This window comes from Lactobacillus porci (assembly GCF_009695985.1).
Lineage (GTDB): Bacteria > Bacillota > Bacilli > Lactobacillales > Lactobacillaceae > Lactobacillus > Lactobacillus absianus.
The window spans coordinates 36431-51323 of record NZ_VUMX01000011.1; the positions used below are offsets into that span (position 1 = coordinate 36431).

At 49.1% G+C, this 14893-nt stretch carries 14 protein-coding genes; 10 read left to right on the forward strand and 4 right to left on the reverse strand.

Annotated features, from left to right (window positions below):
- Positions 1-647: 647 nt before the first annotated feature.
- The 3 genes from FYJ62_RS05215 to FYJ62_RS10770 all read right to left on the reverse strand — a co-directional run bounded on the left by FYJ62_RS05215 (position 648) and on the right by FYJ62_RS10770 (position 7070).
- Positions 648-884, reverse strand: coding sequence for a hypothetical protein (locus FYJ62_RS05215; RefSeq protein ID WP_154548435.1), 237 nt, complete (start codon positions 882-884; stop codon positions 648-650).
- Positions 885-1031: 147 nt separating this feature from the next.
- Complete coding sequence (locus FYJ62_RS05220) at positions 1032-1529, reverse strand: hypothetical protein (RefSeq protein ID WP_154548437.1); 498 nt, start codon at positions 1527-1529, stop codon at positions 1032-1034.
- Positions 1530-1745: 216 nt separating this feature from the next.
- A complete protein-coding gene (locus tag FYJ62_RS10770) occupies positions 1746-7070 on the reverse strand; it encodes a hypothetical protein (protein WP_229771842.1) in 5325 nt (1774 codons plus the stop codon).
- Between FYJ62_RS10770 and FYJ62_RS05235 the strand changes: the two genes are divergently transcribed.
- From FYJ62_RS05235 to FYJ62_RS05250, 4 genes are all read left to right on the forward strand, one after another.
- Complete coding sequence (locus FYJ62_RS05235) at positions 7069-7650, forward strand: hypothetical protein (RefSeq protein WP_154548439.1); 582 nt, start codon at positions 7069-7071, stop codon at positions 7648-7650. The genes FYJ62_RS10770 and FYJ62_RS05235 overlap by 2 nt on opposite strands.
- A gap of 512 nt (positions 7651-8162) precedes the next feature.
- On the forward strand, positions 8163-8327 hold the full coding sequence (locus FYJ62_RS05240; RefSeq protein ID WP_154548441.1) for a hypothetical protein: 165 nt from the start codon (positions 8163-8165) through the stop codon (positions 8325-8327).
- A gap of 64 nt (positions 8328-8391) precedes the next feature.
- Positions 8392-9276, forward strand: a complete 885-nt coding sequence (locus FYJ62_RS05245; protein ID WP_154548443.1) for a YitT family protein — start codon at positions 8392-8394, stop codon at positions 9274-9276.
- 82 nt (positions 9277-9358) lie between these two features.
- A complete protein-coding gene (locus FYJ62_RS05250; protein WP_154548445.1) occupies positions 9359-9637 on the forward strand; it encodes a hypothetical protein in 279 nt (92 codons plus the stop codon).
- A gap of 76 nt (positions 9638-9713) precedes the next feature.
- Here FYJ62_RS05250 and FYJ62_RS05255 read toward each other — a convergent pair whose 3' ends face one another.
- The gene (locus FYJ62_RS05255) at positions 9714-10562 is read right to left on the reverse strand and encodes a pyruvate, water dikinase regulatory protein (protein WP_154548447.1); all 849 of its coding nucleotides are present in this window, start codon (positions 10560-10562) and stop codon (positions 9714-9716) included.
- Between the two features lie 200 nt (positions 10563-10762).
- Between FYJ62_RS05255 and rpsU the strand changes: the two genes are divergently transcribed.
- The 6 genes from rpsU (at position 10763) to recO (ending at position 14653) form a co-directional block, all read left to right on the forward strand.
- Complete coding sequence (rpsU, locus tag FYJ62_RS05260) at positions 10763-10939, forward strand: 30S ribosomal protein S21 (protein WP_002880182.1); 177 nt, start codon at positions 10763-10765, stop codon at positions 10937-10939.
- Positions 10940-11104: 165 nt separating this feature from the next.
- Positions 11105-12055 carry a PhoH family protein gene (locus FYJ62_RS05265; RefSeq protein WP_154548449.1) on the forward strand — a complete coding sequence of 317 codons (951 nt, stop codon included), beginning with the start codon at positions 11105-11107 and terminating at the stop codon, positions 12053-12055.
- A 3-nt stretch (positions 12056-12058) separates the two neighbouring features.
- Complete coding sequence (gene ybeY, locus FYJ62_RS05270; protein WP_154548451.1) at positions 12059-12583, forward strand: rRNA maturation RNase YbeY; 525 nt, start codon at positions 12059-12061, stop codon at positions 12581-12583.
- A 5-nt stretch (positions 12584-12588) separates the two neighbouring features.
- Positions 12589-13011 carry a cytidine deaminase gene (gene cdd / locus FYJ62_RS05275; RefSeq protein WP_154548489.1) on the forward strand — a complete coding sequence of 141 codons (423 nt, stop codon included), beginning with the start codon at positions 12589-12591 and terminating at the stop codon, positions 13009-13011.
- Positions 12995-13900, forward strand: a complete 906-nt coding sequence (era, locus tag FYJ62_RS05280; protein ID WP_154548453.1) for a GTPase Era — start codon at positions 12995-12997, stop codon at positions 13898-13900. Before cdd ends, era begins: the two co-directional genes overlap by 17 nt.
- Positions 13901-13903: 3 nt before the next feature.
- Positions 13904-14653, forward strand: coding sequence for a DNA repair protein RecO (gene recO / locus FYJ62_RS05285; protein WP_154548455.1), 750 nt, complete (start codon positions 13904-13906; stop codon positions 14651-14653).
- The last annotated feature ends 240 nt before the right edge of the window (positions 14654-14893 follow it).

Below are 14893 nucleotides of genomic sequence, written 5' to 3' on the forward strand. Positions count from 1 at the left end.
AAGGCTGACAACATTACGGTTTACTCGGTAGCTAGCGGCTCGGTTGAAGCAGCCTACAGCAGCACGAGCAGCCACAATACTTTACAGAACGTAACTAATACCTTCACCCAAAAGGATCCAAGCAACAGCTCACAGTACAAGGCATTAGGCTTTAACGTTAACGGCTCAATGGTTAACGACACGCGTTACTCAGGCAACCGTTACTGGGGCGAAGCTTTCTCAACGACCAATAAGATTGACACTTCAGAAGGCGTAGTCGTTACCTTTACGACAAAGATTCCAGATACGACTTCATTTGGTAATGTCGTAAACAACACGCTGATTGAAGTTCAAGCGGTTGAAAACGATCGGTTCCAAACGGTTCACGCAACTGGTGCTGAACAATCTGGCTATACCGATCTGGCAACTAGCAAGAGAGTAACCGGCGGGAACAAGAATCTTGGGGCCATTATGGCTGGCTACAAGCTGTCTTACGTTCCAACTGGCTTCTCAGAATCGGGCAGCATTGCTGTTTCGCAGTCAGTCAGCCGTTCAGTGTCTGAATCTGAAAGTGACTCCGAATCCGCGGAAACTAGCAAGTCAATCTCAATCAGCGCAAGTGAATCAGAAGCCAAGGAAGACAGTCGCTCGACCTCAGCTGAGCAAAGTCAGTCTGAATCGGCAGCAAGAAGCGAATCAGCTTCTAAGTCTGCCGATGAGTCAGCCTCAATCAGCGAATCCAAGAGCGAAAGCAGATCAATTGAAAGAAGCGTGGAGGCATCTGAGATTGCCTCACAATCTGAATCTGCTGCAGAGAGCTTGAGCAAGTCAGCCTCTACTTCAGCAAGTGAATCAGCTTCACAGAGCACGTCAGTCTCTGAGAGTGAATCTACTTCAAAGAGCATCTCGGATAGTCTGTCTAACTCAATCAAGGCTTCAGAAAGTCTGTCACAAGCCCAGTCAGAAAGCCTCAGCTTGTCAGAAAGCCTGTCGGAAGTAGCAAAGTCCGATAGTGATAAGGCTGCCAGGGATTCAACTTCTATCTCCGAAAGTCAGAGCACTAGGGATAGCATCAGCAACAGTGTTTCACTTTCTGAAAGCAAGAGTAGTTCTGAATCCAAGAGTAAATCTGAAAGCCTAAAATCAGCCAGTGAATCTACGTCTGCATCTTTGAGTGCGTCAGCTTCAGAATCCACGAGCAAGTCCCTGTCTGCATCTAAGTCAGCCAGCGTTTCAACTGCTGAATCACAAAGCGCTTCGATTAGTGCTTCAAAGAGCACCTTACTAAGCCAAAAAGAATCGGAAAGTACTTCACGCAGTATTTCTGTTAGCGAAGCAAACAGAAAGTCGCTTAGTGAATCGTTAAGCAGATCACAAAGCAGATCTTTGAGCCAGGAACAGAGCAAGTCAATTTTTGAATCCGAAAGCAAATCTTTGAGCGAGAAAAAATCAGAAATTGCTTCGCAATTCGCATCGGACTCCGACCTGGCGTCAAAGCGCCTGAGTGAAATCGACTCAGACAGTCTGTCAACTGCTATTTCTAAGAGCACGATCAGCAGTGAAGAAGCCTCAGAGAAACTGTCTGAAGCACTTAGTCAATCAGAGTCATATTCTGTAAAGAAGAGCGAATCAGAAGCTACCTCTAAGTCGATCAGTGAATCTATTTCAGCCAGTGCGGCTGAATCAACCAGCAAAGCTGAAAGCCAAGCATCTGAAAATCTTAGCCTGAGTGCTTCACGTAGCGAATCCAAGTCAAAATCAGAAAGTCAATCTATTGAGCTTAGTAAAGAAGAAAGTGCGGCTGCGTCGGAATCCGCAAGTGTGGCAGCCTCAGAATCCGAGAGTGAATTCGAGTCAACATCAGAATTAGAAAGCAAATCAGCTTCCGAATCTGTGAGTGAATCCGAATCAGAGTCCGAAAGTGAATCAACTTCCGAATCGGAAAGTGAATCTGAATCAGCATCCGAGTCCGATAGTGAATCGGTATCTGAATCCGAAAGTGAGTCGGAATCCGAGTCAGAGAGCGAATCAACTTCCGAATCCGAAAGTGAATCCGAATCAGCATCCGAGTCTGATAGTGAATCGGTATCTGAATCCGAAAGTGAGTCGGAATCCGAGTCAGAGAGCGAATCAACTTCCGAATCCGAAAGTGAATCCGAATCAGCATCCGAGTCCGATAGTGAATCGGTATCTGAGTCAGAATCCGAGAGCGAATCAACTTCTGAATCGGAAAGTGAATCTGAATCAGAATCCGAAAGTGAATCAACTTCTGAATCGGAAAGTGAATCCGAGTCAGAATCTGAGTCAGAATCCGAGAGCGAATCTGAGTCAGAGTCTGAAAGTGAGTCCGAGTCAGAGTCCGAAAGTGAATCAACTTCCGAATCAGAAAGTGAATCCGAATCAGCATCCGAGTCCGATAGTGAATCGGTATCTGAGTCAGAAAGTGAATCCGAGTCAGAGAGCGAATCAACTTCTGAATCGGAAAGTGAATCTGAGTCAGAATCCGAGAGCGAATCAACTTCTGAATCGGAAAGTGAATCTGAATCAGAATCCGAAAGTGAATCAACTTCTGAATCGGAAAGTGAATCCGAGTCAGAATCTGAGTCAGAGTCTGAAAGTGAGTCCGAGTCAGAGTCCGAAAGTGAATCAACTTCCGAATCAGAAAGTGAATCGGAATCCGAGTCCGAAAGTGAGTCCGAGTCAGAATCCGAGAGTGAATCGGAATCAGAATCCGAGAGCGAATCTGAGTCAGAATCTGAAAGTGAATCCGCATCGGAATCTGAAAGTGAATCAGAATCAGAGTCCGAGAGTGAGTCGGAATCAGAATCCGAGAGTGAATCCGAGTCAGAGTCCGAAAGTGAATCAACTTCCGAATCAGAAAGTGAATCGGAATCCGAAAGTGAATCCGAATCCGAATCTGAAAGTGAATCAGAATCCGAGAGCGAATCCGAATCCGAGTCCGAAAGTGAATCAGCATCCGAGTCCGAAAGTGAGTCCGAGTCAGAAAGTGAATCTGAGTCAGAATCTGTGAGTGAATCCGAATCCGAGAGCGAATCCGAGTCCGAAAGTGAATCTGAATCTGAGAGTGAATCTGAATCAGAATCCGAAAGTGAATCAACTTCCGAATCAGAAAGCGAATCGGAATCCGAGTCCGAGAGTGCATCAGAATCGGAGTCCGAAAGCGAATCGGAATCCGAATCTGAAAGTGAATCTGAGTCAGAATCCGAGAGCGAATCAACTTCTGAATCGGAAAGTGAATCTGAATCAGAATCCGAAAGTGAATCAACTTCCGAATCAGAAAGCGAATCGGAATCCGAATCTGAAAGTGAATCTGAGTCAGAATCCGAGAGCGAATCAACTTCTGAATCGGAAAGTGAATCTGAATCAGAATCGGAAAGTGAATCAACTTCTGAATCGGAAAGTGAATCTGAATCAGAATCCGAAAGTGCATCAGAATCGGAGTCCGAAAGTGAATCCGAGTCAGAATCCGAGAGCGAGTCAACTTCTGAATCGGAAAGTGAATCTGAATCAGAATCCGAAAGTGAATCTGAATCAGAAAGCGAATCCGAATCGGAGTCCGAAAGCGAATCGGAATCCGAATCTGAAAGTGAATCTGAGTCAGAATCCGAGAGCGAATCAACTTCTGAATCGGAAAGTGAATCTGAATCAGAATCGGAAAGTGAATCAACTTCCGAATCAGAAAGCGAATCCGAATCAGAGTCGGAAAGTGAATCCGAGTCAGAATCCGAGAGCGAGTCAACTTCTGAATCTGAAAGTGAATCTGAATCAGAATCCGAAAGTGAATCCGAGTCAGAGAGCGAATCAACTTCTGAATCTGAAAGTGAATCGGAATCAGAGTCCGAAAGTGAGTCCGAGTCAGAATCGGAAAGTGAATCTGAGTCTGAATCTGTGAGTGAATCAGAATCTGAGAGCGAATCCGAGTCAGAATCTGAAAGTGAATCAGCATCTGAGTCTGAAAGTGAATCTGAATCAGAGTCCGAAAGCGAATCAGCGTCCGAATCAGATAGTGAATCGGTATCTGAATCTTCAAGCGAGTCATTGTCAGGCTCTGAGAGCAGCTCATTATCCTCAAGTGAATCGGCTTCAGGTTCCGAGAGCACGTCAAGCTCTGAATCTTCAAGCGAGTCATTGTCAGGCTCTGAGAGCAGCTCATTATCCTCAAGTGAATCGGCTTCAGGTTCCGAGAGCACTTCGAGCTCTGAATCTTCAAGCGAGTCATTGTCAGGCTCTGAGAGCAGCTCATCATCCTCAAGTGAATCGGCTTCAGGCTCTGAGAGCACGTCAAGCTCTGAATCTTCAAGCGAGTCATTGTCAGGCTCTGAGAGCAGCTCATTATCCTCAAGTGAATCGACTTCAGGTTCCGAGAGCACGTCAAGCTCTGAATCTTCAAGCGAGTCATTGTCAGGCTCTGAGAGCAGCTCATTATCCTCAAGTGAATCGGCTTCAGGTTCCACGAGCACTTCAACTAGTGAGTCAGGTTCAAATGATTCCACGAGCACTTCAACAAGCGACTCAGGTTCAAGTGAATCCACGAGCACTTCAACTAGTGAATCAGGTACAAGTGAATCCACGAGTTCCTCAACTAGTGAGTCAGGTTCAAGTGAATCCGCAAGCACCTCAACTAGTGGATCAGGTGCAAGTGAGTCTACGAGCACCTCAACTAGTGGATCAGGTTCAAGTGAATCCACGAGCACTTCAACTAATGGATCAGGTGCAAGCGAATCCGCAAGCACCTCAACAAGTGAGTCAGGCGCAAGTGAATCTGCAAGCACCTCAACTAGTGGATCAGGTTCAAGTGAATCCACGAGCACTTCAACTAGTGGATCAGGTGCAAGCGAATCCGCAAGCACCTCAACAAGTGAGTCAGGCGCAAGCGAATCCACGAGCACTTCAACTAGTGGATCAGGTGCAAGCGAATCCGCAAGCACCTCAACTAGTGAGTCAGGTGCAAGCGAATCCACGAGTTCCTCAACTAGTGAATCAGGTACAAGTGAATCCACGAGTTCCTCAACTAGTGAGTCAGGTTCAAGCGAATCCACGAGCACCTCAACAAGTGAATCAGGCGCAAGCAAATCCACGAGTTCCTCAACTAGTGAATCAGGCGCAAGCGAATCCACGAGCACTTCAACTAGTGAATCAGGTACAAGTGAATCCACGAGCACCTCAACAAGCGAGTCAGGTGCAAGCGAATCCACAAGCACTTCAACTAGTGGATCAGGTGCAAGCGAATCCGCAAGCACCTCAACAAGTGAGTCAGGCGCAAGTGAATCCACGAGCACATCAACAAGCGAGTCAGGTTCAAGTGAATCCACGAGCACCTCAACTAGTGAATCGGGTTCAAGCGAGTCCACGAGCACTTCAACAAGTGAGTCGGGTTCAAGTGAGTCCACGAGCACTTCAACTAGCGAATCAGGTGCAAGTGAATCCGCAAGCACCTCAACTAGTGGATCAGGCGCAAGTGAATCCACGAGCACTTCAACAAGCGAGTCAGGTTCAAGTGAGTCCATGAGCACTTCAACTAGCGAATCAGGTTCAAGTGAATCCGCAAGCACCTCAACTAGTGAATCAGGTGCAAGCGAATCCGCAAGCACCTCAACAAGTGAGTCAGGCGCAAGTGAATCCACGAGCACTTCAACAAGCGAGTCGGGTTCAAGTGAATCCACGAGCACTTCAACAAGCGAGTCGGGTTCAAGTGAATCCACGAGCACTTCAACAAGCGAGTCGGGTTCAAGTGAATCCACGAGCACCTCAACTAGCGAATCGGGTTCAAGCGAGTCCACGAGCACTTCAACAAGTGAGTCGGGTTCAAGTGAGTCCACGAGCACCTCAACTAGCGAATCGGGTTCAAGCGAGTCCACGAGCACTTCAACAAGTGAGTCGGGTTCAAGTGAATCCACGAGTTCCTCAACTAGTGAATCAGGCGCAAGCGAATCCACGAGCACCTCAACTAGTGAATCAGGTGCAAGTGAATCCACGAGCACTTCAACAAGTGAATCAGGTACAAGTGAATCCACGAGCACTTCAACTAGTGAATCAGGTTCAAGTGAGTCTACGAGCACATCAGCTAGCGAGTCAGGTGCAAGCGAATCCACGAGCACCTCAACTAGTGAGTCAGGTTCAAGTGAATCCACGAGTACTTCAACAAGTGAGTCAGGCGCAAGCGAATCTGCAAGCACCTCAACTAGTGAATCAGGTGTAAGTGAATCTACGAGTTCCTCAACGTCAAGTAGTGAATCGAGCGTAAGTGAATCCGCAAGCACCTCAACTAGTGAGTCAGGTTCAAGTGAATCCACGAGTTCCTCAACGTCAAGTAGTGAATCGAGCGTAAGTGAATCCGCAAGCACCTCAACTAGTGAGTCGGGTTCAAGTGAATCCACGAGTTCCTCAACTAGTGGATCAGGTTCAAGTGAATCCACGAGTTCCTCAACAAGTGAATCAGGTTCAAGTGAGTCCACGAGCACTTCAACTAGTGAATCAGGTTCAAGCGAATCCGCAAGTACCTCAACAAGTGAGTCAGGTTCAAGTGAATCCGCAAGTGCCTCAACTAGTGAGTCGGGTTCAAGTGAATCCACGAGTTCCTCAACTAGTGAATCAGGCGCAAGTGAGTCCACGAGCACTTCAACTAGTGAATCAGGTTCAAGCGAATCCGCAAGTACCTCAACAAGTGAGTCAGGTTCAAGTGAATCCGCAAGTGCCTCAACTAGTGAGTCGGGGTCAAGTGAGTCCACGAACACTTTAACTAGTGAATCAGGTGTAAGTGAATCTACGAGTTCCTCAACTAGTGAATCAGGCGCAAGCGAATCCACGAGTTCCTCAACTAGTGAATCAGGCGCAAGTGAGTCCACGAGTTCCTCAACGTCAAGTAGTGAATCGAGCGTAAGTGAATCCGCAAGCACCTCAACTAGTGAATCAGCTGCAAGTGAATCCGCAAGTGCCTCAACTAGCGAATCAGTTGCGAGTGAATCCACGAGTGAGTCCACCAGTCTTTCCGTATACGAGAGCGAGTCAATCAGCAACAACACTTCTACCTCAACTAGTGAAAGTGCAAGTGTTTCTGCAAGCAACAGCATGAGCCAGAATACAGTTCCAACTGTCGGGACTACGCCAGCAGTCAACATTCCTAACACTGGTAATGCCCCAGCAGTTCCAAACGTAACGCCAACGGCTAACGCAGCTACTCCAACTGCGGCAACTACTCCAGTAGCAAACACTACTGCTGGAACGACTCCAGCCGCTGGCATCAACGGTGCGGCAACCGGTACTACTCCAACTGGTACTACTCCAACTGGCACTACTCCAACTGGCACTACTCCAACTGGCAACAACACGACAGTAAGCACTTCGAATGCATCAACTAGCGAAAGCCAGACGAGCATCCAGGAAGCGAATGCCAATGCTTCAGTAGCTGAATCCACTGAAACGAGCACCAGCACTCAATCTACTAGTGCTTCAACTTCACAATCTGAACTTGAAAGTCTGCTTGTTTCACAATCCGATCTTGCAAGTATGAGTGACCCAACCCAGGCTGAACAAAGCGCGCTTGCATCCGCTTCATTCAGTACGTCGATTTCTCAATCACAATCTGAGTTCAACTCAAGCGTGGCAAGCTCTGAAAGCAACAGTCAAACCAACATCCGCAGCAATAGATAATGCTGCTATATAAAGACCCTTGTGGGAAAATCCCACAAGGGTCTTCTTTTTGGTCATGCAAGATCAGCATCAAAGTAGAAAAAAACAAAATCAAGTGCTTACATTTTTTTAAGTAAGTGCCCAATAGTGTGGTATCTATCGTGCCCGGTTCAGAAGTCATATACTGTTATTGACAATTGAATAAGAGGAACACGATATTATGAGTGAACATTCAATCGTACTGCTCGAGTTGCCAAAGGGTAGAATCAGGCCTAAGAATAGGCTCGGAAAAAGTTTCTTAATCCAAAGGAGTTGAGCTGTTATTCTACAGTGATGCCACTAACGAACTTATGCTCGAAATTGTGGACAGGTTCTTGAACCATGATTAATCTAGCGGAACTAGGTCGCGTGTTCATTGTTTGTGGTAAGACCGACATGCGTTGAGCGCTCGACTCGCTTGCTTACATAGTTAAGAAGGGCTTCAATCTTGTTCTTTTCTCTGGGTGCGTCTGGAAGTCGGAGAGACAACAACCATGACTAATGCAGACACTTCAGTTTTAATCAAAACGCCCAAAGCAAATAATGAAGGATTGCTCAAACTTCTTACTGAACAAGTTGAGGATTTAACCCAGAAACTTGTGTTTATGGATATCGAAGATTTTTTGGGGACTATTTTTCCAAAAAAATCGAAGAATTGATGTTACTAAAATTGGATTCTGTTACAATTACAATGCTTAAGTAGTCAAGAAAGGTAGCAGAAAAATGAACGATCTAGACCTGAATCGCTTTTCACGCAAATACAGCTTTGTCGCCAAGCTCGGTGCGGCTGTCCTTTACTCAGTCATGGTGGCCGTCGCCCTGAACTTCTTCTGGCATCCCGGCCACATCTACTCCTCAGGGATTACCGGTTTTGCCCAGATCATCAACACCGTGACCTCGCGCTATATGCCGTTCACGATCCCGACTGAAGTCATGTACTTTGCCTTAAACGTTCCTTTGTTTATCCTGGCTTGGGTAAAAATTGGCAAGGAATTTACCGGCTATACGATTTTTACGGTTTTCATGTCATCCGTCATGATGAAATTCATCCAGCCGACCCATATCAGCTTGGACCCAATCCTTTGTGCCATCTTTGGTGCCGCGGTGAACGGGATGGGGACGGGCCTGGCCCTGAAGAACGGGATCTCAACCGGTGGCTTGGATATCCTGGGCATCGTGGTCCGCAAGAAGACGGGCATGAACTATGGTAAGTTCAACATCATCGTCAACATGGTGATCGTGATCTTTGCCGGCTTCCTGTTTGACTGGTCCAGAGCCCTCTACACGGCCTTGAACATCTTCATTAACGGCCGGATGATCGACGCAATCTACACCCAGCACCACAAGCTGCAGGTCATGATTGTCACCGAGCACCCAACTGCCATTATTGACGGGATTCAGTCCAAGATGCACCGGGGGATCACCATCCTCCACGACGCGGAAGGGGCCTATGGGCACGTGGAGAAGACCGTCCTGCTGACGATCATTGATACCTATGACCTGTATGATATCCGCATGACGGTCCAGGACTGCGACCCTTATGCCTTCATGAGCGTCACGGAAGTTCAGCGGATCTATGGCCGCTTCCGCGAGCAGGAAATCGTCTAAGACGATTTGTTAAAAAATGATTAGGTAAAAGTATGCTGATTGAGTTATAATTAACGTATGCTTTTATTGGGGTGAAAGGTTAATGGCAAATAGAGAATCTTCCAGTCGCGACCGTCGCAATTACCTTAGTTTGGATACGGCGACCACAATTGCCAGCGAATACGCTGACTTGCATGGCCACCGGAAAGTACGGATTTCCCACAAGCCTTATGCCAGACGCCGGGCGGACAATTTCTACGTTTTCGACGTGTTTGGCGGAAACGGGAACGTCGGTGAAGATGGACCATTCATTTTGGTTGATCCCGCTTCAGGCGAAGTCTTTGAGATGGATGAGCGGCTTTTCAAGAATAAAGATAAATAACGTATAACAAAAAGCGTCATCTCCACTTCTGGAGATGACGCTTTTTTCTGTTAAAGCATAAGCATTTTGCGCTATCTTAATCTTCGTAGCCCAAGTGGTCCATGATCAGGGCAGCCGTTTCCTCGATTGACCGGTCGGCAACGTTGATGACCATGCAGCCCAGCTTCTTATAAAGGGCCATGGCGCTCTCAAGCTCCTTGTTGATGGAGCTCATGTCGGAGTAGGCGGTGTCAGGGTCCATGCCATAGCTGATCATTCTTTGCCGGCGAATCCGGTTCAGAACCTTCGGGTCGTTGGTCAAGCCAATGATCTTCTTCGGATCGATCTCGTAGATTTCCTTTGGAATGTGGGTTTCTGGAACCAGTGGCAGGTTGGCGACCTTCAGGCCCTTGTTGGCCAAGAGCAAAGACAATGGAGTCTTGGAGGTTCTGGAAACGCCCAGCAGGACGACGTCTGCTTCCAAGAAGCCGCGTGGGTCCTTCCCGTCGTCGTACATGACCGCGAATTCCATGGCTGAGATCCGGTTGAAGTACTTGTCGGTCATCTGGTGCTTGGCACCGACCACGCCGCTTGGCTTTAGGCCAGTGGTCTGGGAAATTGCTTCCATGATCGGGGACATGATGTCCACGTAGCTGGCCTTGTGCTCCCGGGCAAACTTGATGATTGGCAATTGCAGGTCTTCGCTGACCATGGAGTAGATGATCAAGAGGTTAGGATACTTCTCGATCTCTTCAAAAGTGTGCTCAAGCTTCTTCTTGTCAGTCATGAAGGGGTAGCGGCGGTAGTTGATCACGGCTTCCGGGAATTGGGCGGCAGCGGCTTGGGCGTTGTTGAAGGCAGTTTCGCCGGCTGAGTCTGAAATAATGATAATGTTGATTTCAGGAGCAGCCTTCTCTTCAGTTGTGCTTGCAGTAGTTTCAGTCATATTTCGTCCTCTTTTCATGAAATAAACGTTCGTTTGATCACCTCTATTATACCGAATTTTCAAAGAGAGCGATTACAAAATGCCGCTTTTGGCAAGTTTTCAAAAAAATTGCGAAATCTTATTGACGGTGGGCTGATCTTTGCTATAATGTAGATAAATGTTTAGGCAGAAATGCCAAGAAATGGAAGGAGGGATCACACATGGCTAAGACTATCGTTCACGAAAACGAGTCTATTGATGATGCTCTTCGTCGTTTCAAGCGTTCCGTTTCTAGAAGTGGTACTTTGCAAGAATACCGCAAGCGTGAATTCTACGAAAAGCCAAGCGTTCGCAGAAAGTTAAAATCTGAGGCTGCTCGCAAGCGTAGACATTATTAATCGACTAAAGCTCTCGTGTCAAAGCGAGAGCTTTTTTCATGCAATAAAAGGCGAAAAGAAGCTAGAAAGTTCCAGTTTTTCCTGATTAAATGATAGAATTGAGGCAGAGACTTGGTGCTCATGTGACTAATTTTATCTTGCGCATTTAAAAGGAGTGTCCAGTATTTGGAAGAGAAGTTTTTACCACAAAACGCCGAAAATATCCAAAAGTTGGTCGGGGTCAACGACGGCAATCTGAAGCTGATCGAGGACGGCTATGAGGTTGCCTTGGATGACTTGGGCCAGGAAATCAAGGTGACTGGCCCTGAAGACCAGGTAAAGACCGTCATGCGGGTCTTAAAGGCCTTGGACAAGGTAGCCGCCAACGGGATCAACCTGACGCCAGCTGACGTCGTGAGCGCCATGAAGATGGCTGACAAGGGGACCACGGAATACTTTGGCGACCTGTACAAGGAAATCTTGATCAGGGATGCCAAGGGGCGGCCAGTCCGGGTCAAGAACATGACCCAGAAGAAATACGTTGAGGCCATCCAGAAGAGCGACGTGGTCTTCGGCATCGGGCCCGCGGGGACTGGGAAGACCTTCCTGGCTGTCGTCTGCGCGGTCGCGGCCTTCAAGAAAGGAGAAGTCTCCAAGATCATCCTGACCCGGCCGGCAGTTGAAGCCGGGGAATCGCTGGGCTTTCTGCCAGGGGACCTGAAGGAGAAGGTTGACCCTTACCTGCGGCCAATCTATGACTCGCTCTACGCCATCCTGGGCCAAGGAACCACGGACCGCTTGATTGAGCGCGGCGTCATTGAAATCGCCCCGCTGGCCTACATGAGAGGGCGGACTTTGGAAGAGGCCTTCGTTATCCTGGACGAGGCCCAGAACACTACCGACGCCCAGATGAAGATGTTTTTGACTCGGCTGGGCTTCAACTCCAAGATGGTCGTCAACGGGGACGTGACCCAGGTCGACCTGCCGGGCAAGGTGCACAGCGGCTTGATCACGGCCATGCACATTCTGGAGGGGATCGACCAGATCAAGTTCGTCGAGTTCTCAGCCAGCGACGTGGTCCGGCACCCAGTAGTGGCAAAGATTATCAAGGCATATGAAGAGAAAGGGAATTTTTAGGCAATGGACCCGATTGAAGTAAGCTACACGGATGAAGTTGGATTTTTGGACGATGACCAGCGCGATTGGCAAAAGTGGATCATGGACCTGCTCTTGCTGGCCAAGCAGGAGATCAAGAAGGACAATCCCCTGGAAATGAGCATCAATTTCGTGGATGAGGAGAAGTCCAACCAGATCAACCGCGACTACCGCGGCAAGGACAGGCCAACCGACGTCATTTCCTTTGCCATTGAAGACGGAGAAGAGGGGCTGGATCTGGCAGCTTTCGCAGCTGACCCTGACTTCGTCGAAGACATTGGCGACTTGTTCATGTGCCCCAGCGTCATCAAGCGCCACAGCGTGGAATACGGGACGGGCTTTGACCGGGAATTCGGCTACACCATCGTGCACGGCTTCCTGCACCTGAATGGCTATGACCACATTGAGCCTGACGAGGCCAAGGAGATGTTTGGCATTCAAGGCAAGGTGCTGGAAGACTACGGCCTGCCTTTGTACCCTGACCAGCTTGACGAAGGGAGAGGCAAGTAATGCCGATGAATGAAGCAGAAAGCCGGCTGTTTGCCCTGGCCAAGGAGCACTTGAAGGATTCCTACAGTCCTTACTCGCATTTTCAAGTGGCCGCGGCCCTGATGACTGAGTCAGGGAAGACCTATACTGGGGTCAACATCGAGAACAGCTCCTTTGGCCTGACCAACTGCGCGGAAAGAACGGCCATGTTCAACTGGATCAACGACGGGGGCCTGCCAGACCCCATCGAGCAACTCTTGATCATTGGCAACACCGACCGGCCTATTTCGCCCTGCGGGGCCTGCCGGCAGGTGATGAGCGAATTTATGGCTCCTGAGAGCGAGGTCATTTTGACCGATACCAAAGGGGAATTCGTCCGCTACACGGTCGACGAACTGATTCCCTATCATTTTACAGAAAAGGATATAGAAGATGGCGCAAACAAGTAATTTCAAGTCAGGCTTCGTAGCTCTGATCGGCCGGCCAAACGTCGGCAAGTCAACTTTGATGAACCGGCTGGTGGGCCAGAAGGTGGCCATTACCTCAAACAAGCCCCAAACCACCAGAAACAAGATTTCCGGGATCTATTCAGCAGACGACATGCAAGTCGTCTTCGTGGACACGCCAGGGATCTTTAAGAGTCACTCAGACTTAGATGAATACATGGACAAGGCCAGCCTGTCCTCCCTGAAGGACGTGGACCTGGTCCTCTTTATGGTTGAGCCCAAGAAGGCCGGCAAGGGCGAGGAATACGTGGCTGGGCTCTTGAAGGACCTGGACCTGCCAGTCTTTTTGGTCGTCAACAAGATCGACCAGGTTCACCCAAACGACCTCTTGCCAATCATTGACTCTTACCAGGCCTTGGGCAACTTTGCCGAATACCTGCCAATTTCCGCCGGCCAGGGCAACGGGGTCGACGACCTGCTGGCAACGATCAACAAGTACCTGCCAGAAGGGCCGCAGTACTATGCTTCTGATGAAGTGACCGACCGGCCGGAATACTTCGTCGTGGCGGAAATGATCCGGGAGCAGATCCTGCACTTGACCAGCCAGGAAGTGCCGCACTCAGCCGCGGTCTGGGTGGAAAAGATGAACGAGCGGGTCAACGGCAAGCTGCAGATTGAGGCCACCATCTATGTGGAAAAGCCGGGCCAGAAGCGGATCATTATCGGCCAGGGCGGGAGCATGATCAAGAAGATCGGCATCCAGTCCAGAAAGGAGATTGAAGCCCTCTTGGGCGAAAAGGTCAACCTGCAGCTCTGGGTCAAGGTCCGCCACAACTGGCGCCAGGACCCGGCCTTCTTGAAGTCGATCGGCTACGACAAGAAGGAGCTGTAGCCAATGGCCTTTGAACTTCTGGAAGTTCACGGGATCATTTACAAAAGACAGAAATACCAGGAAGCGGACCTCCTGGCCAAGCTCTTGACCAGGGAGCTGGGACCAGTCACCGTCATCTTGAAAGGGGCGCTGCGTCCCAAGTCCAAGCTGGCCAGCGTGGCCTTGCCCTTTACGGAAGGCACCTTCACCATCTTGACCAAGCGGCGGGGCATCAGCCAGTTTCGGACCTACAAGGACTTAGTCCAGCACGACGAGCTTTTTGGGGATTTATTGGCGAGTGCCTACGCTTCCTTTATTTTCGACCTGCTGGATCACGCGGCGGTTGAATACCAGCCGGTCGGCAAGTACTACCAGCTGGTGATGACCGCCTTTCACCGCATGCTGGCTGGAGATGATCTGGAGATGCTTTCCCAGATCGTGCAGCTGCAGCTGCTGGAGGCCTATGGGGTCAAGCCTGAGCTCAGCTGCTGCCTTGTCTGCGGGAAAGTGCAGGGGACTTTTGACTACTCCATCTCCTTAGGCGGGGTGGTGTGTTCAGACCACTTTGCCAGAGTGCAGCGGATGCACCTGGCGCCAAAGACCGTGGCCCTCCTAAGGACCCTGGGATTGGTGCCCATTGACCGCCTTGGCAGCATTCAGATCGATGACCAGCTTAAGGAGCAGAGCCGCCAGGCCATCGACTTGATCTACCAGGAAACCGTCGATTTGAACCTGCGCACGAAAAAGTTCCTGGATGAACTGAAAACACTGTAATTTTTGATAGAAAGCGGCCCTGCTTTGTGGTAAAATAAGCCCTGTATTGGCGATGATGAGGATTCAGAAAAGTACCGCGCCAGCGAGTGTCGGCAGGTGGGAGGACACGGCGGGAAAAGGCACCTCTAGCCAAGTCAATTAAGAGCAGAAGGCGAATATTGCCTTCTGAATTAGGGTGGAACCGCGAATAATGAATTTCGTCCCTATGCAAACTGTAATTGCATAGGCTTTTTTTATGGC

Bases quoted from the DNA above. Each gene is read 5' to 3' on its own strand.
- FYJ62_RS05240 (WP_154548441.1), top strand. From the start codon at position 8,163: ATGACTAATGCAGACACTTCAGTTTTAATCAAAACGCCCAAAGCAAAT.
- rpsU (WP_002880182.1), top strand. From the start codon at position 10,763: ATGGCTAAGACTATCGTTCACGAAAACGAGTCTATTGATGATGCTCTT.
- FYJ62_RS05245 (WP_154548443.1), top strand. From the start codon at position 8,392: ATGAACGATCTAGACCTGAATCGCTTTTCACGCAAATACAGCTTTGTC.
- ybeY (WP_154548451.1), top strand. From the start codon at position 12,059: ATGGACCCGATTGAAGTAAGCTACACGGATGAAGTTGGATTTTTGGAC.
- FYJ62_RS05255 (WP_154548447.1), bottom strand. From the start codon at position 10,562: ATGACTGAAACTACTGCAAGCACAACTGAAGAGAAGGCTGCTCCTGAA.
- FYJ62_RS10770 (WP_229771842.1), bottom strand. From the start codon at position 7,070: ATGCTGTTGCTTGCAGAAACACTTGCACTTTCACTAGTTGAGGTAGAA.
- cdd (WP_154548489.1), top strand. From the start codon at position 12,589: ATGAATGAAGCAGAAAGCCGGCTGTTTGCCCTGGCCAAGGAGCACTTG.
- era (WP_154548453.1), top strand. From the start codon at position 12,995: ATGGCGCAAACAAGTAATTTCAAGTCAGGCTTCGTAGCTCTGATCGGC.
- recO (WP_154548455.1), top strand. From the start codon at position 13,904: ATGGCCTTTGAACTTCTGGAAGTTCACGGGATCATTTACAAAAGACAG.
- FYJ62_RS05215 (WP_154548435.1), bottom strand. From the start codon at position 884: ATGCTCTTTGAAGTAGATTCACTCTCAGAGACTGACGTGCTCTGTGAA.
- FYJ62_RS05250 (WP_154548445.1), top strand. From the start codon at position 9,359: ATGGCAAATAGAGAATCTTCCAGTCGCGACCGTCGCAATTACCTTAGT.
- FYJ62_RS05235 (WP_154548439.1), top strand. From the start codon at position 7,069: ATGAGCCAGAATACAGTTCCAACTGTCGGGACTACGCCAGCAGTCAAC.